At 72.5% G+C, this 23452-nt stretch carries 27 protein-coding genes, 1 tRNA gene and 1 riboswitch; of the genes, 15 read left to right on the top strand and 13 right to left on the bottom strand.

Annotation, left to right across the window (positions count from 1 at the left end; translation table 11 throughout):
• Positions 1-189: 189 nt before the first annotated feature.
• Positions 190-420 (top strand): hypothetical protein, encoded by a 231-nt coding sequence (locus MFF56_RS05320; protein WP_066927941.1) that lies wholly within the window; start codon positions 190-192, stop codon positions 418-420.
• A 93-nt stretch (positions 421-513) separates the two neighbouring features.
• Positions 514-924, top strand: a complete 411-nt coding sequence (locus tag MFF56_RS05315; protein WP_066927939.1) for a PilZ domain-containing protein — start codon at positions 514-516, stop codon at positions 922-924.
• A 147-nt stretch (positions 925-1071) separates the two neighbouring features.
• On the opposite strand, the gene MFF56_RS05310 is transcribed toward MFF56_RS05315, so the two are convergent.
• Positions 1072-1509 carry an HIT family protein gene (locus tag MFF56_RS05310; protein WP_066927937.1) on the bottom strand — a complete coding sequence of 146 codons (438 nt, stop codon included), beginning with the start codon at positions 1507-1509 and terminating at the stop codon, positions 1072-1074.
• Between the two features lie 190 nt (positions 1510-1699).
• Here MFF56_RS05310 and MFF56_RS05305 point away from each other — a divergent pair, with 190 nt between their 5' ends.
• The gene (locus MFF56_RS05305) at positions 1700-2662 is read left to right on the top strand and encodes a cation diffusion facilitator family transporter (protein WP_066927934.1); all 963 of its coding nucleotides are present in this window, start codon (positions 1700-1702) and stop codon (positions 2660-2662) included.
• A gap of 73 nt (positions 2663-2735) precedes the next feature.
• On the opposite strand, the gene MFF56_RS05300 is transcribed toward MFF56_RS05305, so the two are convergent.
• A complete protein-coding gene (locus tag MFF56_RS05300) occupies positions 2736-3611 on the bottom strand; it encodes an SDR family NAD(P)-dependent oxidoreductase (protein ID WP_066927933.1) in 876 nt (291 codons plus the stop codon).
• Between the two features lies 1 nt (position 3612).
• Positions 3613-3792, bottom strand: a complete 180-nt coding sequence (locus MFF56_RS05295; protein ID WP_066927931.1) for a DUF1328 domain-containing protein — start codon at positions 3790-3792, stop codon at positions 3613-3615.
• Positions 3793-4071: 279 nt separating this feature from the next.
• Between MFF56_RS05295 and MFF56_RS05290 the strand changes: the two genes are divergently transcribed.
• The 5 genes from MFF56_RS05290 (at position 4072) to MFF56_RS05275 (ending at position 7461) form a co-directional block, all read left to right on the top strand.
• On the top strand, positions 4072-4512 hold the full coding sequence (locus MFF56_RS05290; RefSeq protein WP_066927929.1) for a hypothetical protein: 441 nt from the start codon (positions 4072-4074) through the stop codon (positions 4510-4512).
• A 133-nt stretch (positions 4513-4645) separates the two neighbouring features.
• On the top strand, positions 4646-6649 hold the full coding sequence (locus MFF56_RS05285) for an acetyl-CoA carboxylase biotin carboxylase subunit (RefSeq protein ID WP_066927927.1): 2004 nt from the start codon (positions 4646-4648) through the stop codon (positions 6647-6649).
• A 9-nt stretch (positions 6650-6658) separates the two neighbouring features.
• Complete coding sequence (locus tag MFF56_RS05280) at positions 6659-6889, top strand: hypothetical protein (protein WP_066927925.1); 231 nt, start codon at positions 6659-6661, stop codon at positions 6887-6889.
• Positions 6886-7008 carry a hypothetical protein gene (locus MFF56_RS32080; protein WP_280949112.1) on the top strand — a complete coding sequence of 41 codons (123 nt, stop codon included), beginning with the start codon at positions 6886-6888 and terminating at the stop codon, positions 7006-7008. The genes MFF56_RS05280 and MFF56_RS32080 overlap by 4 nt, the downstream gene beginning before the upstream one ends.
• Positions 7009-7029: 21 nt before the next feature.
• Positions 7030-7461, top strand: a complete 432-nt coding sequence (locus MFF56_RS05275; protein ID WP_238229611.1) for a gamma-glutamylcyclotransferase family protein — start codon at positions 7030-7032, stop codon at positions 7459-7461.
• A 198-nt stretch (positions 7462-7659) separates the two neighbouring features.
• On the opposite strand, the gene MFF56_RS05270 is transcribed toward MFF56_RS05275, so the two are convergent.
• From MFF56_RS05270 to MFF56_RS05255, 4 genes are all read right to left on the bottom strand, one after another.
• Positions 7660-9096 (bottom strand): calcium-binding protein, encoded by a 1437-nt coding sequence (locus tag MFF56_RS05270; RefSeq protein WP_066927484.1) that lies wholly within the window; start codon positions 9094-9096, stop codon positions 7660-7662.
• Between the two features lie 317 nt (positions 9097-9413).
• Positions 9414-10004: a response regulator transcription factor gene (locus tag MFF56_RS05265; RefSeq protein ID WP_066927482.1), complete on the bottom strand. Its 591-nt coding sequence runs from the start codon at positions 10002-10004 to the stop codon at positions 9414-9416.
• Positions 10001-11125 carry a sensor histidine kinase gene (locus MFF56_RS05260; protein ID WP_238229610.1) on the bottom strand — a complete coding sequence of 375 codons (1125 nt, stop codon included), beginning with the start codon at positions 11123-11125 and terminating at the stop codon, positions 10001-10003. The genes MFF56_RS05265 and MFF56_RS05260 overlap by 4 nt, the downstream gene beginning before the upstream one ends.
• A gap of 24 nt (positions 11126-11149) precedes the next feature.
• The gene (locus tag MFF56_RS05255) at positions 11150-12268 is read right to left on the bottom strand and encodes a 2OG-Fe(II) oxygenase family protein (protein WP_238229609.1); all 1119 of its coding nucleotides are present in this window, start codon (positions 12266-12268) and stop codon (positions 11150-11152) included.
• A 293-nt stretch (positions 12269-12561) separates the two neighbouring features.
• Between MFF56_RS05255 and MFF56_RS05250 the strand changes: the two genes are divergently transcribed.
• Positions 12562-12638: transfer RNA gene (locus tag MFF56_RS05250), tRNA-Arg, on the top strand.
• Between the two features lie 125 nt (positions 12639-12763).
• On the opposite strand, the gene MFF56_RS05245 is transcribed toward MFF56_RS05250, so the two are convergent.
• The 4 genes from MFF56_RS05245 to MFF56_RS05230 all read right to left on the bottom strand — a co-directional run bounded on the left by MFF56_RS05245 (position 12764) and on the right by MFF56_RS05230 (position 15477).
• On the bottom strand, positions 12764-13033 hold the full coding sequence (locus MFF56_RS05245) for a hypothetical protein (protein WP_066924657.1): 270 nt from the start codon (positions 13031-13033) through the stop codon (positions 12764-12766).
• Positions 13034-13393: 360 nt separating this feature from the next.
• Positions 13394-13717 (bottom strand): hypothetical protein, encoded by a 324-nt coding sequence (locus tag MFF56_RS05240; RefSeq protein ID WP_238229608.1) that lies wholly within the window; start codon positions 13715-13717, stop codon positions 13394-13396.
• Between the two features lie 84 nt (positions 13718-13801).
• Complete coding sequence (locus tag MFF56_RS05235) at positions 13802-14107, bottom strand: hypothetical protein (RefSeq protein ID WP_156453528.1); 306 nt, start codon at positions 14105-14107, stop codon at positions 13802-13804.
• Between the two features lie 20 nt (positions 14108-14127).
• Positions 14128-15477, bottom strand: coding sequence for an MFS transporter (locus MFF56_RS05230; protein ID WP_066919359.1), 1350 nt, complete (start codon positions 15475-15477; stop codon positions 14128-14130).
• Between the two features lie 186 nt (positions 15478-15663).
• Between MFF56_RS05230 and MFF56_RS05225 the strand changes: the two genes are divergently transcribed.
• From MFF56_RS05225 to MFF56_RS05210, 4 genes are all read left to right on the top strand, one after another.
• Positions 15664-16158: a phosphohydrolase gene (locus tag MFF56_RS05225; RefSeq protein WP_238229607.1), complete on the top strand. Its 495-nt coding sequence runs from the start codon at positions 15664-15666 to the stop codon at positions 16156-16158.
• 5 nt (positions 16159-16163) lie between these two features.
• The gene (locus MFF56_RS05220; RefSeq protein ID WP_238229606.1) at positions 16164-16595 is read left to right on the top strand and encodes a hypothetical protein; all 432 of its coding nucleotides are present in this window, start codon (positions 16164-16166) and stop codon (positions 16593-16595) included.
• 298 nt (positions 16596-16893) lie between these two features.
• Positions 16894-18159: an NAD(P)/FAD-dependent oxidoreductase gene (locus MFF56_RS05215; RefSeq protein ID WP_066918956.1), complete on the top strand. Its 1266-nt coding sequence runs from the start codon at positions 16894-16896 to the stop codon at positions 18157-18159.
• Between the two features lie 227 nt (positions 18160-18386).
• A riboswitch (cobalamin riboswitch) is annotated at positions 18387-18580 on the top strand.
• A 305-nt stretch (positions 18581-18885) separates the two neighbouring features.
• Positions 18886-21111 (top strand): TonB-dependent receptor, encoded by a 2226-nt coding sequence (locus tag MFF56_RS05210; protein ID WP_066920819.1) that lies wholly within the window; start codon positions 18886-18888, stop codon positions 21109-21111.
• Positions 21112-21352: 241 nt separating this feature from the next.
• Here the strand turns inward: MFF56_RS05210 and MFF56_RS05205 are convergent, their stop codons facing one another.
• Positions 21353-21733, bottom strand: coding sequence for a hypothetical protein (locus MFF56_RS05205; protein ID WP_066920817.1), 381 nt, complete (start codon positions 21731-21733; stop codon positions 21353-21355).
• 169 nt (positions 21734-21902) lie between these two features.
• Between MFF56_RS05205 and MFF56_RS05200 the strand changes: the two genes are divergently transcribed.
• Positions 21903-22049, top strand: a complete 147-nt coding sequence (locus tag MFF56_RS05200; RefSeq protein ID WP_238229605.1) for a hypothetical protein — start codon at positions 21903-21905, stop codon at positions 22047-22049.
• Positions 22050-22071: 22 nt separating this feature from the next.
• On the opposite strand, the gene MFF56_RS05195 is transcribed toward MFF56_RS05200, so the two are convergent.
• Positions 22072-22263: a hypothetical protein gene (locus MFF56_RS05195; RefSeq protein WP_066920815.1), complete on the bottom strand. Its 192-nt coding sequence runs from the start codon at positions 22261-22263 to the stop codon at positions 22072-22074.
• Between the two features lie 455 nt (positions 22264-22718).
• On the opposite strand from MFF56_RS05195, the gene MFF56_RS05190 reads away from it, so the two are divergent.
• Positions 22719-23399 (top strand): response regulator transcription factor, encoded by a 681-nt coding sequence (locus MFF56_RS05190; protein WP_066920814.1) that lies wholly within the window; start codon positions 22719-22721, stop codon positions 23397-23399.
• Positions 23400-23452 lie beyond the last annotated feature (53 nt).

Raw genomic sequence — 23452 nt, 5'->3', positions numbered from 1 at the left:
CCGATTGTGCCATTATGGGAACGGTCAAGCCGATGCATTGCATCGGAGCCGATTCTCCGCAGCGCACGCGCCGCGGGGGAGCGGCACCGATCCGGCGCGTCGGCACCGGTCAAGTCGACCGGCACGGGTCGAATCGACCGGCACCGGCCCATCGGGCCGGCACGAGGGCGGCCAAGCGGAGGACTTCCGATGCGAAGCTACAATCTGTTCCGCCTGAAGAGCATCGAGGGGCTGTGCTGCGCGGTGCCGGAGGCCTGCACGGTGCCGGCCTTCCTCGGCGGCGGGCGCTGGACCTTCGAGGGCAAGCTCGGGACGCAGTACGGGGCGCCGCGCGATTTCGACGGCCGGGCCGCCGACACGGCCGTGCGCTTCAACGGCTTCTACCTCTTCCAGACGGTGGATCGGCGCTACACCGCCTGACCGGCCCCCGCGAGTCGCGGATCGGGGGAAACATTCCTTAAGGGCTGCGGTGCCAGGATCGGCCTCGATCACCGATCCTGCGGCGGAGGCGAGATGTCGGCGGAGCATCGCAACGAGGTGCGCCAGCGCGTTTTCCTGAAGGGGCGCATCAGCTTCAACAACGGCGCGTCCTCCATGGACTGCATGGTCCGGGACTTCTCGACCTCGGGCGCGCGGCTGGCGCTGAGCGAGACCGCGACGCTGCCGGCAAGCTTCGACCTCCACATCCCGCAGAAGGACCGCACCTACCGGGCGACCCTGCGCTGGCGGCGGGCGGACGGCATCGGCGTCACCTTCGCGGATGAGGCCGCCCCCGTCCCCGCCCCGGCCGCTCCGGCCGTCGAGGCGGCCGACGCCTCCGTGGCGGTCCTGCTGCGCCGGGTCAGCGAGCTCGAGGCCGAGAACGCCGCGCTCCGGCGGGTGCTCGCCGGCATGGCCCAGGCGGGCGGCACCGCGGCGGCCTGAGCCGTACCGCACCCGTTCACGGATGAAGCGCCCCCCCTCTCCCCGCGCGGCGGGGAGAGGGGGAGTCATGCGCGGCCGACGCGCTCAACCGGAGGCCGCCCCGCGCCACATGCTCTCCGGTGCTGGCGATAGGATGGCCCCGGGCGCCTACCCCTCCAGCGCCGCCCGGATCCGCTCCGCGTGCGCGGCCAGCACGGCGTTGTCGGCCATGCCGCCCTCGTGGCGCTTCAGCGGCACGCCCTCCCGGCGCGGGACGATGTGGACGTGGAGATGGAACACCGTCTGCCCGCCCGCCGGCTCGTTGTACTGGAAGACCGTCAGCCCGTCCGCCGCGAAGGCCGCCTTCACGGCCCGCGCCACCCGCTGCACGCTCGCGATCAGCGCCGCGAGCGCCTCCGGCTCCGCGTCGAGCAGGCCGCGCGACGGCGCCTTCGGGATCACCAGGGTGTGGCCCTCGCCCTGGGGCATCACGTCCATGAAGGCCAGGGTGTGGGCGTCCTCGTAGACCCGGTGGGCCGGGATCTCGCCGCGCAGGATCTTGGCGAAGACGTTCTGGGGATCGTAGGCGGGGGTGTCTGCGGACATGGCGGCTCCGGTCGTCTCCTCGGTCGCCCGGCACGATGCCGAACGGCGCCCCGCCCGTCCACCGCCGACGGGGAGGAACCTCCGTGGAACCTCCGTGGAACCTCGGCGGAACCTTGGCCGCCGCCGGCTCATTGCAGGCTCACCCCTCCCCGAGACCGGCCCCGCGCCGGCCCAGCCAGGACCGACGCGCATGGCCGAGAGCACCGGCGCCATCTACACCGCCGCGGGCGCCAACCTCGCCATCGCGGCGGCGAAGTTCGTGGGCGCCTTCCTCACCGGCTCGACCGCGATGCTGGCGGAGGGCGCGCACTCGGTGGTCGACACCGCCAACCAGATCCTGCTCCTGGTCGGCCTGAAGCGGGCCAGGAAGCCGCCGACGGAGCGCCACCCCTTCGGCTACGGGCGCGAGATCTACTTCTACGCCTTCGTGGTCGCGCTGATGATCTTCCTCGGGGGCGGCATCTTCGCGATCTACGAGGGGGCGGAGAAGATCATGCACCCCGAGCCCGCCGCCGACGCCTCCATCCTCGGCTACCGGCTTCCGGGCTTCTGGGTGAACGTGGCGATCCTCGGCTTCGCGATCCTCGCGGAAGGCTATTCGTGCCTCGTGGCCGTGCGGGCGTTCTGGGCCGAGAAGGGCGACCGGCCGCCGATCACCGCGATCCGCCGCAGCAAGGACCCGTCGCTGTTCACGATCCTGGTCGAGGACGTGGCGGCGCTGATCGGCCTCGTGATCGCGTTCACGGGCGTGGTGGCGGCGCACGTCCTCGACCAACCCGCGCTCGACGGCTGGGCCTCGGTCGGCATCGGCCTGGTGCTGGTGGGCATGGCGATCTTCCTGATGGTCGAGACGCACGGCCTGCTGATCGGCGAGGCCGCCGACCCCGAGGTGGTGGCCCAGATCCGCGAGATCGTGCGCGCCGAGCCCGGCGTGCGCCACGTCAACGCGGTGCTGACCCAGCATCTCGGGCCCGACGACATCCTGGTGAACGTCAGCCTCGACATGGCGGACGACCTCTCGGGCGCCGAGATCGAGAGCGCGGTGACGCGCCTCGACCGGACGCTGCGCGAGCGCAACCGCGAGGTGACGCGGGTCTTCATCGAGATCCAGGACCGCCGGGCCGCGGCCCGGGACGGGGCAGCGGTGGCGTGAAGGGTTGAGTCTCCCCTCTCCCCGCCCTGCGGGGAGAGGGGAAAGCCCCCGCCCCATCCTCGACCGCCGGCCCTCAGCCCCGTCCGACCTGCTCCAGGCTCAGCGCCCAGACCCGCTCCTGCACGGCCTCGTCGCGGCTCTCGCGCGAGGAGGGCACGTCGCGGCAGCGCGCGAAGTAGCGCCCGCTCACGCCCTCGACCGCCGGGCTCGCCGCGAGGTGCAGCGAGGTCCGGGCGCCCTTCTCGGGCGTGGAGAGGAACGGCCGAATCAGTCCCCAGCCAAAACCCAGCACGCCGCCGGTGTTGCGGGCGAAGCCCGAGTTGATCACGCCGGGATGGAGCGCGTTCACGGTGACGGGGCGCCCGGCGAGGCGGCGGGCCAGCGCGCAGGTGAAGAGAACGTTACCGAGCTTGGCCTGCGCGTAGGCACGAATCGCGCTGTAGTTCCTCGTGGCCTCGATATCGTCGAACGCGATATGGCCGCGCTCGTGCGCCCGCGAGGCGACGTTGACGATGCGGGCGGCCGCGCCCGGGCGCCCGGAGGCCGCCAGCAGGTCGAGGAGTTCGAGGGTGAGCAGCACGTAGCCGAGATGGTCGAGCGCCCAGGTGCGCTCGATGCCATCCACCGTCACCTCCCGCCGGTCGAAGATCGCGCCCGCGTTGTTGACCAGCACGTCGAGCCGGTCGTGGGCGCGGGAGACCTCCGCCGCGAGCCGCCGGATCTCGGTTTGGCTCGACAGGTCGGCCTGCCGGGGATCGAGGCGGGCCCCGGGCACGGCGGCGCGGATGCGGGCCTCCGCCTCCCGCAGCCGCCCGGCGTCGCGCCCCACCAGGACGAGCGCGGCGCCCGCGCGGGCGAGCCCGAGCGCCGTCTCGTAGCCGATGCCGTTCGTCGCGCCTGTGACGAGGCAGACCCGCCCCGCGAGGGCGGCCTGTCCGGCAGGGCTCACGCTAGAACACCGCCTGCCCGATCGCGAAGGCGATGACCACGATCACGATCGCGACGAGCAGGAACAGGCCGAACAGGATGCGGGCGAGCGATCCGGCGCCGGAGGCGATGCCGGTAAAGCCGAGGCCGCCGGCGATCAACGAGATCACGAAGCAGATGAGGGCCCATTTCAGGAGGGTCATGGAACGTCGACTCCGCGCGCAGAAACCGAGCGTCAATGCGGGGCAAGCGCCACCGTTCCGCGGGGGTCGCCGCCCGCGCGGCCTTTCTTCCCATGGCGCGGCGCCGGCGCCCCGGCGCCGCGCGGCAAGATTCCCGAAAGCCTGCTTCGTGAGCGAGCGTTTACCTGAACACGGGTTCAGACTTTCGCATTAACCTCCAAGAGGATCCTCCGCCGCCATAGTCCATTACATCGAATGACAAGCACCGGCACAGACAAACAGCCGGGGAGGCAGCAAGCAATGATCAACATTTCTCTTCAGCACTTCTGCAACCATGCCAAGAGCGCCGGCCTGATCTCGGAGGCCGACGTGCGCCGCCTGATGCGCGACGTTCTCCCCGACGGGATCGGCAGCCGCGAGGAGGCCGACATGCTGATCGCCCTGGAGCGCGCCGTGCCGGCGGATGCCGCCTTCGGCGATTACCTGATCGCCGCGGTCGTCGATTTCGCGGTCTGGGGCGAGCGCCCGACCGGCCGGATCGAGCGCGAGACCGCCGCCTGGCTCGCCGGCTCGCTGTCCGGCCGCAGCGGCCCGACCCCGGTCGCCGCCCGCATCGCCGTCGAGATCGTGCGCGAGGCCCAGGCCAGCGCCGAGAACCTGACGGCCTTCGCGCTCGCCGCCAACAGCTGGTCGCGCCAGCCGGACGCGGCGCGCAGCCCGCGCTTCGCGCTCGCCGCCTGAGCGGGCCCCGCCTGGTATCCCAGAAGGTCCCCCAAAGCACAGCTTCCGTCCGCCGCACATCTGCTTTATCGGGGATTCGACCGGGCTGCAGAACCCGGATCATCATCCTGGGAAGCAACGGTCCGAGCGGCGCATGTTCGACAAGATTCTGATCGCCAACCGAGGTGAGATCGCCTGCCGCGTCATCAAGACGGCGCGCCGGATGGGCATCAAGACCGTGGCGGTCTACTCGGACGCCGACCGCGACGCCGTCCATGTCGCGATGGCCGACGAGGCGGTGCATATCGGCCCGGCGCCGGCCGCCCAGTCCTACCTCGTGATCGAGAAGATCGTGGAGGCCTGCAAGAAGACGGGCGCGCAGGCGGTGCACCCGGGCTACGGCTTCCTCTCGGAGCGCGAGGCCTTCCCGCGGGCGCTGGCGGAGGCCGGCATCGTCTTCATCGGCCCGAACCCGGGCGCGATCGCCGCGATGGGCGACAAGATCGAGTCGAAGAAGGCGGCGGCCGCCGCCCAGGTCTCGACCGTGCCGGGCTTCCTCGGCGTGATCGAGAGCCCCGAGCACGCGGTCAAGATCGCCGACGAGATCGGCTATCCGGTGATGATCAAGGCGTCCGCCGGCGGCGGCGGCAAGGGCATGCGCATCGCCCACTCGGCCGACGAGGTCGCCGAAGGGTTCGCGCGCGCCAAGTCCGAGGCCTCGTCCTCCTTCGGCGACGACCGGGTGTTCGTGGAGAAGTTCATCACCGACCCGCGCCACATCGAGATCCAGGTGATCGGCGACAAGCACGGCAACGTCATCTACCTGGGCGAGCGCGAGTGCTCGATCCAGCGCCGCAACCAGAAGGTCATCGAGGAGGCGCCCTCGCCGCTCCTGGATGAAGAGACCCGCCGGAAGATGGGCGAGCAGGCCGTGGCGTTGGCGCGTGCCGTGAACTACGATTCCGCCGGCACGGTCGAGTTCGTCGCCGGCCAGGACAAGTCCTTCTACTTCCTGGAGATGAACACGCGCCTCCAGGTGGAGCACCCCGTCACCGAGATGATCACCGGCCTCGACCTCGTCGAGCTGATGATCCGGGTGGCGGCGGGCGAGCCGCTTCCGCTGAGCCAGGACCAGGTCAAGCTCGACGGCTGGGCGGTGGAGAGCCGCGTCTACGCCGAGGACCCGACCCGCAACTTCCTCCCCTCGATCGGCCGGCTCACCACCTACCTGCCGCCGGAGGAGGGCCGCCAGGGCCACGCCATCGTGCGCAACGACACGGGCGTGGAGGAGGGCGGCGAGATCGCGATCCACTACGACCCGATGATCGCCAAGCTCGTCACCTGGGCGCCGACCCGCGCCGAGGCGATCGCCGCGCAGGGCGAGGCCCTCGACGCCTTCGCGATCGACGGCATCCGCCACAACATCCCGTTCCTCTCCGCCCTGATGGCGCATCCGCGCTGGCAGGAGGGCCGCCTCTCGACGGGCTTCATCGCCGAGGAGTTCCCCGAGGGCTTCCAGGCCCCCGAGCCCGCGGGCGCGGTCGCCAAGCGCATGATGGCGGCGGCCGCCGCCATCGACCACCAGCTCAACCAGCGCAAGCGCGGCATCTCGGGCCAGATGCGCGACCCCGCGCTCCTCAAGTTCGAGCGCGACCGGGTGGTGATCCTCGCCGGCCAGGCCTACCCGGTCACGGTCGATCCGCACGAGGACGGCGTCGTGGTGACGGAACAGGACGGCGCCGCCCACTTGGTGGCGAGCGACTGGCGCCCCGGCGCGCCGGTCTGGACCGGCACGATCGGCGCGCAGCGCGCGGCGATCCAGGTGCGGGGGCTCCTCAACGGCGTCGCGCTCCAGCACGCGGGCTGCGCGGCCGAGGCGCGGGTCTACACGCGGCGCGAGGCGGAACTCGCCGCCCTGATGCCGGTGAAGGAGCAGGCGGGCTCGGGCAAGCAGGTGCTCTGCCCGATGCCGGGCCTCGTCAAGCAGATCCTGGTCAAGGAAGGCCAGGAGGTGAAGAACGGCGAGCCGATCGCGGTGGTCGAGGCGATGAAGATGGAGAACGTGCTGCGCGCCGAGCGCGACGCCACGGTCTCGAAGATCCATGCCAAGGAGGGCGACAGCCTCGCGGTCGACGCGGTGATCCTCGAATTCGCCTGACGCCGCGCGGTGAGCGCGACCTTCGACGAGCAGACCAAGCTTCTCGCCACCGCGATCAACACCGTCGCGGTGGCCTTCGTCATCCTGGGCGTCGTGACGCCGCTCACGGCGGTGAGCTTCGGCGTGGCGAGCGCGCCGCCGCCGAGCCCCTGGACGGCGTTCTTCGCTGCGATTTGGCTGTGCGCCGGCGCGAGCCTACATCTGCTGGCGAGACGCGCTTTGCGGAGCCTGAAGCCATGAATGCGGGCGAGATCTTCGTCACCTTCGTGATTCCGGCCGTCGTCCTGGCCGCGGCCTACGCCGCCGTCCTCGCCAACGAGCGCGCGGCGCGCCGCCACGACGGCCGGCCCGGCGAGTAGGGCAGCGACCGCTCCGCCATCATGCCCCTCTACTTCGCCTACGGCGCCAACATGGACGCCGCCGCCATGGCCCTGCGCTGCCCGGCCTCGCGCCTCGTCGGCCGGGCGGAGCTGCGCCGCCACCGCTTCATCATCATGCGCGAGGGCTACGCCTCGGTCCTGCGCGATCCCGGCCGCTCGGTCTGGGGCGTGCTCTGGGAGCTGGCGCTCGCCGACGTGCCGACGCTCGACCGCTACGAGGGCGTCTCGGGCGGGCTCTACGTGAAAGCCTACCAGCCGGTCGCGGCGGCGGGCGGCGTGAAGCGGGCGCTGATCTATCTCGGCCGCAGCGCGACGCCCGGCGTGCCGCGGCCGGGCTATCTCGCGGCGGTCGCGGCGGCGGCCGAGGCCGCGCAGCTGCCCGCGGCCCATATCCGCGAGATCCGCGGCTGGCAGCACGGGGCGCCGGCCTGACGGCGGCGCACTCGCGCAGGCGCTGACCATCGCGACAGCGCGGCGCTGGGGCGCGACGAGAAAAGCCCCGGCACGGTCCCGTGCCGGGGCAAGTCTACCTGGGTGATGCCCGTTTGTAGCGTGGGACCGCTCGTGAACGGCCCCAGGTCCGTTGGGAAGGCGGACAGGTCGACGTCCCTGCCTGCTTTCAGGAACTGATCAGGCCGTCAGCCGGGCGAGGTCGCCTTGCGCTATGGTAGTCCCCGCTCCATCGAGCCGGATCGACATGTCGACGGACCCATTCCCGTTGGTGTCGACGAACAGGTAGTTGCCGTTCGAGCCGGTCACGTAGGCGACGTTGACCTGACCGCCGGAGATCAGCACGTTGGCGAGGGCTAGCTGCGCGTCGTACCCGGCGTTACCAGCCGCGCCGTCGCGTAGAACCGGTCCGCCGACGAGGTCCAGATGGATCTTGTCCTCCCTCGTCGTGAAGCCCACGATCAGATCTGACGTCGCCTCGGTCAGGCCCGAGTCCCCGGCCGCGAAGGCAAAGGTGTCGTTGCCGGCACCGCCGTTGAGCGTGTCCACGCCGGCGCCGCCGACGAGATAGTTGTCGCCGCCCGTGGCGGTGATCACGTCGTTGCCGACGCCGCCGTAGATCGTGTCGTTGCCGGTGCCGCCGATCAGCGTGTCGTTGCCCTGGCCGCCGGAGAGGACGTTGTTCCCCTTCGATCCAGAGTAGTCGATCGAGTCGTCGCCCTGACCGCCAAAGACGGTGTCGTTACCGGTTGCGCTGGTCCCGGTGATCGTGTCGTTGCCCTGGTTACCGTAGATCAGGTCGCTGCCGGCACCGCCATCGATGGTGTTGTTACCTGCGCCGCCGTAGATGGTGTCGTTGCCTGCGCCACCAGTGATGATGTCGTTGCCGAGACCGCCGAACAGCACGTTGTTGCCGCCCGTGGCCACGATCACGTCGTCGCCCTGGCCGCCGTATATCGTGTCGTTGCCGTTGCCGCCCGTCAGCGTGTCGTCGCCGAGGTTTCCGTCGATGATGTTGTTGCCCGTCGGACCGGTGTAGTCGATCGAGTCGTCGCCCTGGCCGCCGAACAGCGTGCTGTTGCCGGCGAGCGTGTCGGTGCCAGTAACGCCGAGCAGGATGACGTCGTCGCCCTGGTTGCCGTAGACCAGATCGTTGCCGCCGCCAGTCGTGATGCGGTTCTCGCCCGCGCCGCCGTAGATGGTGTCGTTGCCGGTGCCGCCGGTGATGCTGTCATTGCCGAGGCCGCCGAACAGCACGTTGTTGCCGCCCGTGGCCACGATCACGTCGTCGCCCTGACCGCCGTAGATCGTGTCGTTGCCGGAGCCGCCCATCAGCGTGTCGTCGCCGAGGTTTCCGTAGATGATGTTGTTGCCCGTCGAGCCGGTGTAGTTGATCGAGTCGTCGCCCTGGCCGCCGAACAGGGTGCTGTTGCCGGCGAACGTGCTGGTGCTGCCCGTGGGCCGGAGCAGGATGACGTCGTCGCCCTGGTTGCCGTAGATCAGGTCGTTGCCGCCGCCGCCCGTGAGCGTATCGGCGCCGGCAAGGCCCCGGATGATGTCGTCGGCTGCCGTGACCGCGAAAGTATCGTTGCCGGTGCCGCCCGTAAATTCAGCCACTGTCGATTCCCTCCGAAGAGCCCGCGCATCGGGAGACCATCTCCCTGCTTGCGCAGGCTGAGCCGTAAGGGAAACAGAGCCGATACATCTACTGTCAGACCTGACAGCCTCGTCCTAGATAATCTGACAGCTGTCACGTCTGACAGCGGCAACCTGTCAGACGTGACAGTAGATCATCTTGATCGTGGCTGTAAAAAGACGACAGATGCCTTGCGCCGCCAACGCGGGCATCTGCCTCCGAAGGGCAAAGTCAACCCTCCCTCTCTTCGTTCGGAGAGGGAGGGTTTTCGCGTTTGGCGGGACGTCCCGAGGCGCGGCTACTTCTCGAGCAGCCCCATCGAGAGGGCGATCACGGCCGCCTGGACGCGAGAGGTCACGTTCAGCTTCCGCATCGCGTTGCCGATGTGGAAGTTCGTCGTGCGCTCGCTGATCGCCAGGATCTGCGCGATCTCGATCGACGACTTGCCCCGCGAGACCAGGGTCAGGATCTCGCGCTCGCGCTCGGTCATCTGGACCGCGGGCTCCCGCACGGCCCTGCGCACGGGCGCGCGCTGCAGGACGTTGCGCAGCACCGCCACGAGCAGCTCGAAGTCGATCGGCTTGGTGACGAAGTCCGCGCAGCCGAGGCGCCGCGCCTCGATCTGGTTGCGCCGCCCCCCGAAGGCGGTGAGGAACACGAAGGGCGGTACCGCGCCGGCCTCGCTCGCGCGGCGCAGCAGGTCGAGGCCGCCGAAGCCCGGCAGGTCGATGTCGCAGATCACGGCGTCCGGGGACGTCCGCAGGCGCGCGAGACCTTCCGGGCCGCTCGCCGCACGCTCGACGGCGAAGCCCTCCTCGATCAGCACCTCGGCGACGAGGTCGGCGATCTCGCGGTCGTCCTCCACGCAGAGGATCCGGGTCCGGCTCACGCGGCGACCTTCTCGGGAGGCAGGTGGAGGCTCACGCGGGTGCCCTGGCCCGGCCGGCTCGCGATCCGGATCTCGCCGCCATGCGCCTCCACGAAGTGGCGGACGATGTGCAGGCCGACGCCGAGGCCCCGGATGCCCGTGCTGTTGCGCGCCCGGTAATAGGGCTCGAACACCCGCTCGACCTCGTCCGCGTCGATGCCGATGCCGCAATCCGAGACCGTGATCATCGGGCCGTCCGTCAGGTCCGAGCGATCGACGCTCACGGTCACGGCGGCGGGGGCGTGCGAGTACCTGACCGCGTTGGAGACGAGGTTCGAGACGGCTTGGTAGAGCAGGCCGCGGTCGCCGCAGATGGTCTCCTCGCCGCAGAGCAGCGTGAGGGCGAGTTCGGGGCCGGGCTCGTACTCGGTGAGCAGCGGCCTGAGGAACTCCATGCAGGGCGTGTGCTCCGGGACGAGCGCGATCTCGCCGCCATCGACCTCGGCGGCGAGCTGGATGCGGCCGACGAGGGCGTCGAGGCGCGCGACCGCCTGGCCGATCTTGTCGGTGCGCGCCACGATCTCGGCGGGCTCGATGCCCGGCGCGAGCTTGGCGAGCCGCGAGCTCTGGCCGCCGATCGCCGTGAGCGCGCTCGCGATCTCGTGGCTGAGGATGCGCACGAAGCGCTGGCCGGTCTCCGCCTTGGCACGCTCCTCCGCCAGATGGGCCTGCACGATCGCCCGGCCGCGCCGGCGCTGCTCGATCAGGAAGGCGACGAGCCACTGCGCCGCGGTGGCGATCAGGCGGTTGGCCACGAAGCTCAGCGCGATGCCCCCGCTCGGGGGCCGGATGAAGGAGCCCAGCAGCGAGGAGGCGGTGGTCGCGAGCGCCAGCCCGAAGGCGGAGCGCGGGCCCGTGTAGACGCCCAGCAGGATCGGCACCGTGTAGGCGAAGCAGATCGAGACGTTGTCGGGCGGCGTCACCACGTCGGCGGCGAAGATGCAGAGGATCAGGCTGTAGGCGACGGCGTGCAGCCAGAGCCGGCGCGGGCCGCGCGACGGGGCGGCCCGCGAGGCCCGGCCGGACGCCCGCTCCGATCCGTCCTGCCCCGCCGCACCTGCCCGTCGAACGAACGCCCTCAAGTCCGGTCCCTTGCGCCCCGCGCCTCAGGCCCCGGCCCGGGCCGCAGCCTCGGCGGCGGCCTGCCTGGCGAGTTCCCGCTGGCGGATCTGCGCGCCCGTCTCGTCGTACACGAAGGGCAGGAAGGCGTAGCGCCGCCCGCGGGTCACCGGGCTGACCTTGTGCAGGATGTTGGTCGGGAACACCACCGCCCAGCCCGGGGGCGCCTTGATCCTGCGCGGGTTGTATTCGGGGAAGCTGACCTCGCCGCCCTCGAAATCGCCCGTGAGGTTGATCGAGACCGCGAAGCGGCGATGCGCGGTGAGCCCCTGGCCGTTGTCCCGGTGGGCCCGGAAATGGCCGCCGTCCTCGGCCGCGTAGCAGCCGACGATGTAGCGCTCCATGCGGGTGATGCGCATGAAGAACAGACGCTCGATCTCCGGCACCACGCGGCGGTGGATCGTCTGCTGGATCTGCCGGATCAGGTCCGGATCCTCGAGGGTGCAGTCCCGGCGCCGCTTGAAGCTGTGGTCCATCACGCCCGCGCCCGCGCGGTGCACGCCCGATTCCGAGCCGCCGTCGGCGTCGTAGATCCCGACGAGGCGGTGGCAGAGCGCCGGCTCGAACACGTTGGGCAGGACGAGGACGGGGGCGGGGATCTCGAAGCCCGCGTAGGCCGCGGGCTCCGGCAGGGCGTCGAGGTAGCCGAACAGGGCCGCCTCGCCGGCCTCCCCGAGCGGGAAGGTCGCCGCCACGTGGAGCGTCGGATCGACCACCATCCAGCACTGCCGGTAGGGCCGGGGGCCCTGGCCCTCGCTGGTCACGCCGCAGCGCCGGCTCAGCGCGCCGTCGAAGTCGAGCACGATCCGGAAGCCCGGCATCAGGTCCCGGACCCGGCCCTCGGCCTCGTCCCGGGGATCGATGCTGACGCCGAAGAAGCTCGCGCGGGAATCGTCGAAGCGGGCGCGCTCGCGCAGGGCCGCCGCGAGGGCGGCTCCCCCCTGCGGGTCGGCGGCGGAGCCGAAGAAGCAGAGCACGATGTAGCGGCCGGCCAGGGTGTCGATGGCAAAGCTCGGCCTGCCTTGCGTGCGGGGCGCGACCTGCGGGAACAGGTCTCCCGGGCCGAGGGGCACGGGGGAGGCGAGGACTGGAATCTGGACGTTCATCGCGGGCCACCGGATCTGCGAAGCTTCCGGTAGGGCCGGCGGAAACGGACGTCGACTGTCAGATCTGCCAGTCACCCTGTCAGATCTGACAGGGTGGCGGGCCGCCGCGATGCTGATGTCCGCTCACATCCGCGCGAGGACGGACAGTAACGCCCGGCTCGGCACGCCCGCCCGTCATGGCCGCCCATCATGGCCGTCCATCATGGCCACGTCGCCCCGCCGCGGACCGGCGCGCGTGGCGGGGCGAACCCTTGACCGGTGGCGCCCGGCATGGTGTTTCGGCCCGCGCGACCGGCCCCGTAGCTCAGCTGGATAGAGCACTCGCCTTCTAAGCGAGATGTCGCAGGTTCGAGCCCTGCCGGGGTCGCCAGCCCGTCTAGAGCGCTCTTGCGCCGAAGTGGACGCCGGTTCGGCGCAAGAGAGCGCGTCAAGACAAGGGGTTGGAGCCGTTCGCGATTGCAACGCGATCGGGAACGGCTCCAGCGCCGGATGCCCTCAGCCGATCGCCACGCCCGTGAGCACGTCCGCCGCGCGCCGGACCTCGGCGACGATCATCTCCTCGCTCTCCGAGCCGCCGGCCATGTCGGCGAGCAGCACGGCGACATCGCGCTTCACGTCCTCGCGGATCTCCGGGTTCTCCTCGGACAGCCGGCCGATCAGGACGCCCAGGACGATCTCCAGCGCGGCGAGCTTCGCGTGGAGGCGCGAGGCGTCGTCGAGCGGGTCGTCCGCGTCCTCCCGGGCTGCGTCGCGGTCGCTGCTCATGCGTGTCTCCTGCATCCGTCCCGGCCCGGCGACCTAGAGCGCCCTCCGCCGAAGCGGATGCCGGTTCGGCGGAGAGCGCGTCACAACAAGGGCTTAGAGCTGCTCCCGATCGCGACGCGATCGGGAGCAGCTCTAAGCGAAGCCGGGGCGCCAGGCCACCGGGCCGTCGCGGCAGGGGTCGAGGGGTCAGTAGGGCTGCGGCCGGCGCGTGCGGAGCAGGTCGAGGACGGCAATCCCCAGCGGCGGCAGGATCAGCAGCAAGGCGAAGACGAGGCCCACGGTTCGGCACCCTCCATGCGAGACACCGGATCAATGCGCGGGCCCGGCATCCGGTTCGGCGGCGACCCGCGGACCGGCCGGTCAGGCGATGCCGGGCCCGCCGTCCTCGCCCACGATCTCCAGGGTGCGCAGCACCGCCATGCCGACCATCTCGGCATCGACCGCCCCCTCCGACGTCGCCGGCATCACGGCGACCGCCTCGACCACGTCGCCGGCCTCGGCGCCGAGCACGACCCGGAGCACGGGCCCCTCGGTCGCCTCGGCGTCCTCGACCAGGCCGACGCGGTAGCCGCCGGCATGGCCGAGCAGGCGCAGCGTCCGCACCGCGTCGGGCGCGGGCGGGCCGGATCGCGCGTCGGAGCGAGGGCTGCGGCTGCCGAAGGTCGGGCGGATGACGTTGTCCATGCCCCGCTTGTAGCGCGAAAGCCGCGCCCGCGCGCGGCCCTCGCCCGCACGGCGGTGCGGATCCCGCCCCCGGGGTTCGCGGCGTCAGCGCGTCTGCGTCCAGGGCGTGGCGGAGGTCGTCAGGATCTCGGCGCCCGGATCGGAGTCGAGATCCGCCACCGTGCCGTCCGCGTCCGGATCCATCCGGTCGAGGACGAAGGCCGCGGCCATCACGGCGGCGGCGACGAAGAGGTAGAGGGAGGCGGAGATCAGGATCCGCCGCAGCAGGTCACGAGACAGGGTCCGGCCCTCGCGCGTTGGGAACGCGCCCGTCTCGCACCCATCCTGGGCCATGTCGTGGCGGGCGGACTCGTGGCGGGAGGACTCGTGGCGGGCGAACCACCGGGCCACAGGAGGCCCCCCCGCACCGCTCACCGGGCCCCGCGGTCGGCGAGGAGGTCGCGCCCGCGCGTCTCCGGCAGCATCAGGGCGGCCAGCGTGCCGGCCACGCTGAAGGCCGCGAGGTAGTAGGCCGGGGCGAGCCGGTCGCCGCTGGCGGCGATCAGCCAGTTCACCACGTAGTTCGTGCTGCCGCCGAAGATCGAGACCGAGAGCGCGTAGACGATCGACAGCCCGGCGCTGCGCACCGCCCGCGGCAGCGCTTCCGGGATGGCCACGATGATCGCCGCCGCGTTGATCGAGGAGAGCGCGGAGAGCAGGAAGGTCACGGCGTAGACGCTCGTCGCCGTGCCGGCGCGCGCCATCCACCAGAAGGCCGGCACGGCGAGCACCAGGATGGCGACCCGCGGCCAGACCATCACCGGGCGCCGGCCGATCCGGTCCGCGAGCCAGCCGCCGAGCAGCGGGAAGGCGACCGAGGCGAGGCCGAGCGCGATCGGCACGGCGCTCGCGGCGGTCTCGGTCAGCCCCAGCGTCGCGCCCGCATAGACCGGCATGTTGGTGCCCACCGCGTTCGAGACGGTCGAGGCCGCGATCACCACGAAGGTGAGGGCGAGGAGCCGGCCGTGCCCGACCACGAGCCGCCGCACCACCCCGAGCACGCTGTCGGCCGCCGCCGGGTCGGCCTCGGCGCCGGCCGTCTCCGGCAGGTGGCTGCGGATGACGAGGCCGACCGGGATCACCGCGAGACCGAGGCCGAACATCAGGCGCCAGCCCCACTCGGCCATGGCCCGGTCGCCGACCGCGAGGGCGAGGCCCGTGGCGACGAGGCCCGCGAGCAGGGCGGCGCAGCCCTGGCTGGCGATCTGCCAGCTCGCCACGAAGCCGCGGCGGCGCGGGGAGGCGGCCTCGAGCAGGAAGGCGGTGGCGGGTCCGACCTCGCCGCCGAGCGCAAGCCCCTGGATCAGCCGGCCGGCGATCACGATCACGTGGGCCCAGCCGCCGATCTGCGCGTAGGTCGGGCAGGCGGCCAGCATCAGCATGCCGAGCGCCATCAGCCCGATGGTGATCAGCATGGCGGGCTTGCGGCCCGCCCGGTCCGCGAAGGCGCCGATCAGCACGCCGCCGATCGGCCGCATTACGTAGCCGGCCCCGAACAGGGCGAGCGAGGCGAGCAGGCTGTGGGTCGGGTCCTGGGCCGGGAAGAAGGCCTCGCCGATCGCCTTGGCGAAGAAGGCGTAGACGGTGAAGTCGTAGAACTCGAGCGCGTTGCCGAGCACCACCGCCGCCACGGCCTTGCGGCCCAGCACGGGCGGCGGCGTGCGGGGCACGCCGCGCCGGGGAGCGGTGGAGGGCGCGTGGGTCGCCGCGGTCGAGGCCATCCGGATCCTTCAATCGTTCCGGCGGGCTTTGTAGGGCCGCGGACGGGGGCGAACAGCCCGGCCCGACGCGGGCCAGGGCCGCGCGCCCGGAGCCGCGCTGCGGGGAGGGGACAGCCCGCCCCCTCGCGATCCGCGCGCCCGCCCGCTACAAGCGGGCAGGGGCCGCGACGGACAGCCGACACGCTCATGCCGACGATCTACGAGGCGCACAGCTTTGCCGCGCTCGCCCATGCGGGCCAGCTCGACAAGCGCGGGCAGCCCTACATCCGCCACCTGGAGCGGGTCGCGAACCTCGCGCTCGTGCGGGCCGGGCACGCGCGCAGCGTGGACCGGCTCGAGATCGACCCGCAGACGGTGATGCAGGTCGCGCTGCTGCACGACGTCCTGGAGGACACGCCCCGCGAGGCCGCGGACCTGCGGGCGGCGGGGTTCTCCGAGGCGGTGGTCGCGGCGGTGCGCGTCCTGACCAAGCCCGCGCAGCGGATCCCCTACTCCGAGCGGATCGACGGCGTGATCGCGCGGGGCGACCTCGCGGCGATCCTGGTGAAGATGTCCGACAACGAGGACAACCTCGCCCCCGACCGGGCCCTGCCGGAGGCGGGCTTCCTGCGCGAGCGCTACGCCGCCTCCTTCGCCCGGCTGAAGACGGCGGCCGAGGCGCTCGGCTACACGGGCCGCTGAACCGCGTGGCGGGCCTGGACCGGATCCGCTTCGCGAAGTTCGTGAAGTGCCGCGCCCTGATGGAAGGCGGCGCGACCGCGGGCGAGCGTGCCGCGGGCGCCGCGGCCGCGGCCCGCATCGCCGCGGCCGCGGGCCTCAGCCTCGCCGAGGCGCTGCGGCTGACCGGGAGCGGCCCGCCCCACCGGGCGCCCCGGGACCCGCCGCCGCGCCGGCCCCGCCCCTGGGAGAAGCCGCCGCTGCGCGCGGACCCGATCGGCCTCGACGAGATCCTGGCCCAGAAGGCGCGGACGGAGGCCTACCGCAAGCGCCGGGCCGACCGCGCCGCCGAGGCGCGCCGCGCGGACCTCGCCGCCGAGGCGGCCGAGCGGGCGGCGCTGCGGGAGGCGCAGGAGGCGCGCGACCGGGCCTGGGCGGAGGCGCGGGGGAAGGCGGGCTGAGCGGGGCTCGCGGGATCCGTCCCCGCCCGTACGGGCGGGGCGAGCGCATCGGGCGATCCGGTTCTCGGCGCCCTCATCCCGGGGGCGGTGGGCGCCACCGGGACGACGGCGAGAAACACGGCGAGAAAGGCGGCATCGTCAGAGGCCATCACCTCGCCGCGCGGGAGGAGGGTTCCGTGCCCGACGGAGCACCGCCGCCGCGGAGCGCGCCGGCGCAACCGTCGCGTGCGCGCGATCCAGGGTGCCGGCGAGCGTCGCCGGCGCTATGGAGACCCGAACCGCCGCCCGGAGAACCCGCATGCCAGACCCGGATATCGTCGTCGTCGGAGGCGGCATGGTCGGTCTCGCCTCGGCCCTCGCGCTCGGCGAGCGCGGCCTCGCGGTGGCGCTCGTCGATCCGGGCGAGGCGCGGGCGCGCACCTCCTACGGCAATGCCGGCGTGCTGAGCCGCGGCTCGATCTTCCCGATGGCCGGCCCGGCGCTCTGGCCGAAGCTGCCGGCCTACCTGCGCAACGCCGACAGCGCCTTGCGGCTCAACCACGCCCACCTGGTCCGGGTGGTGCCCTGGGGCCTGCACTTCCTGGCCGCGGCGCGGGAATCGCGCTGGCGTCGGGCGGCGGCCGCGCTCGTGCCGCTGACCACCGCCGCCTACCCGGCCCACGAGCGCCTCGCGGAACGGGCCGGCACGCGCGCGCGCCTGCACCGGTCCGGCTGGCTCAAGCTCTACCGCACGGAGACCGCCTTCGCGGGCGCCGCGCTGGAGCGGGCGATCCTGGCCGAGCACGGCGTCGCCCTGGAGATCCTCGACGGGGCGGCCTTGCGCGACCGCGAACCCGCCCTGGTGCGGCCCTACGCGCGGGCCATGCTGCTCACCGAGACGGCCGCGCTGAGCGAGCCCGGCGCCCTGATCGAGGCCTGCGAGCGGCTCTTCAGCCAGACCGGCGGGCGCTACCTGCGGGGCGCCGTCACGGGGCTGGCCCCGGAGGCCGAGGGCTGGCGCGTGGCCTATGCGGGCGGCGCCGTCCGGGCGCGGCAGGTCGTGGTGGCGGCGGGCGCCGCCTCGGCCGAGATCCTGCGCCCGCTCGGCTACCGCTTCGCCTTCGCGGCCGAGCGCGGCTACCACCGGCACTACGCCCTGCACCCGGACAGCCCGCCGCTGACCCGGCCCGTGCTCGACACCGGCGCCGGCTCGATCATCGCGCCGATGGGAGAGGGCCGGGTGCGGGTGCTCTCGGGCGTCGAGCTGAACGCCCGGGGCGCCGCGCCCGACCACCGGCAGATCGAGGCGGCGGCGCGGGAGGCCGCGGGCACGCTGCGCCTCGGCGGCCCGCTGGACAACCAGCCCTGGATGGGCTCGCGCCCCTCGACGCCGGACGGCATGCCGGTGATCGGCCGGGCACCCCGCCACGCGGGCCTGATCCTCGCCTTCGGCCACGGCCATATCGGCCTCTCGACCGGGCCGATCACCGGAGAGCTGGTGGCCGACCTCGCCACCGGCGCCGAGCCCGCTCTGCCGCTCGCGCCCTTCGCGCCCGACCGCCTGCTGCGCTGGCCGCGGCTGTGAAGTCCCGGGATCCCCAAGGGCCAAGGCCCTTTGGGCGCCTGAAGGCGCTGCAGGCGGGGTCCGGGGCGCGCAGCCCCGGGATCGGCTCCCCCGTCCTGGTTCTGCCAGGGCGAGGGAGCCGACAGCAGGGTTCCACCCTGCACCCGCCAAAGGTCTCGACCTTTGGAATCCAGGACCGCACGCGCCTTTTCCGGCCGGTGTGGCGTTGACTCCGGGCGAAGCGGGGCCGTAGCTGATCGGGACGGTTCCCCCCGGGGATCAAAAGGGAACGCGGTGAGAGCCTCTCGCTCGATGCCGCGGCTGCCCCCGCAACTGTGAGCGGCGAGCCTTCCGCCACCATGTCACTGGGTTTCGGCCCGGGAAGACGGTGAGAAGGCGGCGACCCGCGAGCCAGGAGACCTGCCGTCAGCCGTGGTCACACGCGAAACGCGCCGGGCGGGGTGTCCTGGCGGGTGTCGAGGCGCCGCCATACCTGCGGGGAGGCGGCCGTCGCGGCCTCGTTCGCGGTGACGTGCCACAAGGCCGCCCGCGCCCGCCGATGCTCGCCCTCGCACCATCCCCGTCCGCACCGCCGGACCGCGCCCCCCGTTCCGGGGATGATGCGGCGCCGCGGATGCGCCGGGCCCATGGACGCAACACTGTTACACTGGCTTATTGTAACAATGTTACATCCGCGATAGAGCCGTCGCCGGGGCGCCGCCGCGCCCGGACCTCAGAACCCGACCCATGCCCAGCCTCCACCACCGCGCCCGTCTCCGGCGGGCCGCGCGCGCGCTGCCGCTCCTCTTCCTCCCGCTGACGGGCGCCCAGGCGCAGGATCGCGCCGCCCGGGAACCGGCCGCCCGGGATCCCGCCATCGTCGACGGCGTCGTGCTCGACCAGCTCTCGGTCGAGGGCGCCGGCGTCTCGCTGACCCGGGCCGACCCGGTCGGCCTCAACCTGCGCACCCCCGACCGGGGCGCGAGCCGCCTCGGCCTGACGCCCCTGGAGACGCCGGCCAGCATCGACATCGTGTCGGGCGAGACCGCGCGCCTGCGCGGCCAGAACACGGTGGCCGAGGCGGTGACGCAGGACGCCACCGGCATCACCAGCATCGCGGCGCCCGGCAACGGCAACGGCGCCTTCACGGCCCGGGGCTTCGCCGGCCCGAACTCGGTCCAGACGCTCTACGACGGCACCCGCCTCTACGTCGGCGCCAACACCGTGACCTTCCCGTTCGACACCTGGAACGTCGAGCGCATCGAGGTGCTGCGGGGCCCGGCCTCCGTGCTCTACGGCGACGGCGCCATCGGCGGCGTGATCAACGTGGTGCCGAAGAAGCCGACCTTCTCGGCCGTCAACGCGGGTCGCGCCGTCATCGGCAGCGACGGGCTCGCCCGCCTCGCCCTCGATTCCGGCGGGGCGATCGGCCAGGCCGAGTTCGGCGACACCTTCGCCTACCGGCTCAACGTCAGCGGCAACCGCGGCGACGGCTGGGTCTCGCCGGTGGGCGACTTCCGCAGCCTCGCGGTCTCGGGCGCGCTGCTGTTCCGGCCGAGCACCGACCTCGCCTTCACGCTCAGCCACGATCTCGGCTACCAGGAGCCCGAGCGCTACTGGGGCACGCCGCTCGTCGCGGGGAAGATCCCGGACCGGATCCGCTTCAACAACTACAACGTCCGCGACGCCAAGATCACCTTCGCGGACAACTGGACCCAACTGAAGACCGAGTGGACGCCCACCGCCGACGTCACCATCCGCAACACCGCCTACCGGCTGACCTCGCGGCGGCACTGGCTCGACGTGGAGCAGTACAGCTTCAACCGCGCGACGGGCCTCGTCGACCGGGGCGACTACCTCGAGATCTACCACAGCCAGGAGCAGGTCGGTAACCGCTTCGACGCGGCCTTCCGGGGCTCGCTGCTCGGGTTCCGCAACGCGTTCCTGGCGGGCTTCGACGTCAACCACATCGGCTTCCGCCACACCAACAACTTCACGTTCGACAAGACCGACAGCGTGCCGCTGCTGGGCTACGACCCGGGCTTCTTCCCGCAGGACGGGCGGGCGCGGCCGGCCTACGCGACGAACACCACCCAGGCCTCGGTGTTCGCCGAGAACCGGCTGATCCTGTCGGACCGGCTCTCCGTCCTCGGCGGCGTGCGCTTCGACGCGCCGACGCTGAACCGACAGGACCTCGTCACGGGCGACACCTTCGAGAAGACCTACCGCTCGCTCGGCTACCGCTTCGGCCTCGTCTTCAACCCGACGCCCGATACGGCGCTCTACGCGCAGGTCGCCACCGCGACCGACCCGGTCGGCAGCCTCATCACCCTGTCCCAGTCGCTGGCGGGCTTCCGGCTCGCCACGGGGCGGCAGGTCGAGGTCGGCGCCAAGGGCGTCGTGCTCGACGGCGCGCTCGACTGGACGCTGGCCGGCTACCGCATCGTGAAGGACGACCTGATCTCGCGCCTGCCCGGCGCCGCCGCGGTCGGGGTGCAGGTCGGCAGCCAGTCCTCGACGGGCGTCGAGTTCGCCGCGGCGCTGCGCCTGCCCCACGGCTGGCGGCTCGAGGGAAACCTCGCGCTCCTGAGGGCGCAGTACGAGGACTTCACGCAGGTCGTGGGCGGGCAGGCGGTCTCCTACGCGGGCAGGCAGCCGATCGACGTGCCCGAGCGCGTGGCCAACCTCTGGGCGACGTACGCCTTCGCCCGCGACTGGGAGGCCCGCGTCGGCGTGCAGAACGTCGGCACGGTGTTCAGCGATTTCGCCAACACCGCGCGGCGCCCGGCCTACACCCTCGTCAATTTCGGGCTCGACCGTCAGGTCACGCCGGATTCGCGGCTGAGCCTGCGCCTCTACAACCTGTTCGACCGGGTCTACGCGATCTCGGGCAACGCGGTCGGCGGGGTCGGCACCAACTGGCTGCTCGGGCGCCCGCGCTCGGTGGAGGTCGCCTACAGCGTGGCGTGGTGAGCGCACCGCGGCGCCCCAAAAGGAGGCCCGCCGCGGCCGTGCCGGACGGGCCCGAAGTCTGCTCCGAACCGGCAGCTTAGCGCACGGATCCGGCCGCGCCACGGCGCGGAAGGCTTAGGCCCGGGCGGCTCGGGAGCCCAGGGGTTGAGTCGCTCGGGCGGTCTGGACCGGACGCTCAGGCGGTCTGGGCCGGACGCTCAGGCGGCCTGGGCCGGACGCTCAGGCGGCCTGGGCCGGACGCTCAGGCGGCCGGCCGCAGGTGGCGCAGCCGGGCGAGCGCGCGGGCCAGGACGAGGCCGGCGGCCCAGCCGGCGCCGCCGCCCGCCGCCTTGACGAGGAAATCCGCCCCGCGCCCGTGCCGGGTGGGCTGGATGAGCTGGGACAGTTCCAGCAGCCCCGCCGCCGCGAGGGTGAGCGCCAGCACCGCGAGGCGCCGCCGCGGGTAGCCGCAGGCGAAGAGGAAGCCGAGCAGCGCGAAGGCGCCGAAGCGCTCGGCGGAGACGGGCAGGGCGGTCTCGGGCCGCAGGCCGATCGGGGCCGCGGTCACGACGACGAGCGCCGCGAGCAGGCCCCAGGCCAGGACCCGCGCGATGGTCTGGAGACGGGACGGCGCGTTGGGCATCGGATCGCCTACGCAACGGCCGCGCCGGGGTCAAACGGTCGGCCTCCCCCGGGCCCTCCTCCCGGTGCGCAACGGCACGTCGCGGCGCTCTCCCCGGAGCTAGGCTGCAGGAGTCGGCGAGGCATCGCCGAAGGCCCGGGTTCGAGCCCCACCGATGCAGGAGGTCCCCATGATCGCGGTGACGGCGCGACGGATTCTGACCCTGCTGGCCTTGGTCGTCCCCGCCTCCGGCTGGACCGGCCGCGCGGCGGGCCGCGCGGGCGGGCGTGCCGCCTCCCCGGCCGCCGACGCGGTCGTGTTCCGGCACTACCTGTAACGCGGGCCCGGAGCCCGGCCGGTCAGGCCGGCCGCTCGCTTCGCCGACGCAGCGCCTCCGGCAGCTGGCGCGTCCGCCGCACCCGCGCCGCGGCCCGCATGAAGGTCAGATAGTTCTCGGCCTCGTCCAGGCTCAGCCCGCTGACCAGCGGGTCGTTGCCGGCGATCACCGCGTGCGTGCCGTCGCCCGCGGGCCTCACGCTCAACCGCGACATGGCCTGCCTCCTCGGTCCGTCCCGTCGGGGCGCCGCGCGGGCGCCTCGGAGCACCTCACAAAGCTCCCGCTCACAGGAAGCCCTCCCTCTGCACGCGAGGGTGCAGCGGGCGTTTCGCGAGAGACCCTTAGCCGTCCAACCCGCGGGACCGTGATCGGTTCAGCGCCGACGCCCTGTGGCTCCGGCGCAACAAGCGTTGCCCACGCGCCACGCGAGCCGCGGCTGGCATGCTGGCGTGCCAGACCGTTAACCACGCGTTAACCATTGTAAACAAAATCCTCGTCTTAACGAACGGTACACGTTCGGCCCTCCGGCTTGCCGGCGGAAGTCCTCGCAGAGGTTTCCGCACCGCCCGGCCGGAGAACAACACAGCAAGACCAGTTGCAGGACAGTTCTCGGTCGTCCGCGCCCCGCGCGAGACGCCGGCGATGTCCTGCGCCTCTAGGGCAGCCGAGATGTTCATCGTCATCGACGAGCGTGAAAGCGTGACCGCCCAGTACGTGGCCGGCTTCAGCCAGGAGGGCGTCGTCGCCCGCGGCCTGCCCGCCCCCGACTTCCAGGTCTGGCTCAGCGACCTGCCGGCCGGCGACCTCGCGGGCGTCGAGGGCTTCCTGCTCGGCGATTGCGGCGACCGGCCGGGCTGCACGGCCGCGATCCGCAGCCTCTCGCCCGCGCCGATCATCGCGCTCAACGAGACCCGCTCCCTGGAGCAGACGCTGGCGCTGTTCACGGCGGGCATCGACGACGTGGTGCGCAAGCCCGTGCACGTGCGCGAGATCATCGCCCGGGCGAACGCGATCCGGCGCCGGGTCAGCCGCGGCGCCGCGCCCGCCGCCAGCCTCGACCAGGCCGGCCGCCTCGTCGTCCACGCGGACGGGCGCGACCCCGAGATCGACGGCCAGAGCCTGCTCCTGCCCCGCCGCGAGCGCCACATCCTCGAATACCTGGCGCGGAACCGCGGCCGCCAGGTCACCAAGGGCCAGATCTTCAACGCGGTCTACGGCGACCACGAGAGCGCCTGCGAGGAGAGCGTGGTCGAGGGCCACATCTCGAAGCTGCGCAAGAAGCTGCGCGCGCGCCTCGGCCACGACCCGATCGAGGCCAAGCGCATGGCGGGCTACACCTTCGTGGGCTGAGCCCGGGCGCCGCGCGAAACGAGAAAGGCCGCGCCCGTCGCCGGGCGCGGCCT

This window comes from Methylobacterium hispanicum (assembly GCF_022179285.1).
GTDB lineage: Bacteria > Pseudomonadota > Alphaproteobacteria > Rhizobiales > Beijerinckiaceae > Methylobacterium > Methylobacterium hispanicum.
The sequence above is the reverse complement of the archived record's forward strand: the minus strand, read 5'-3'. Positions and strand labels throughout refer to the sequence as shown.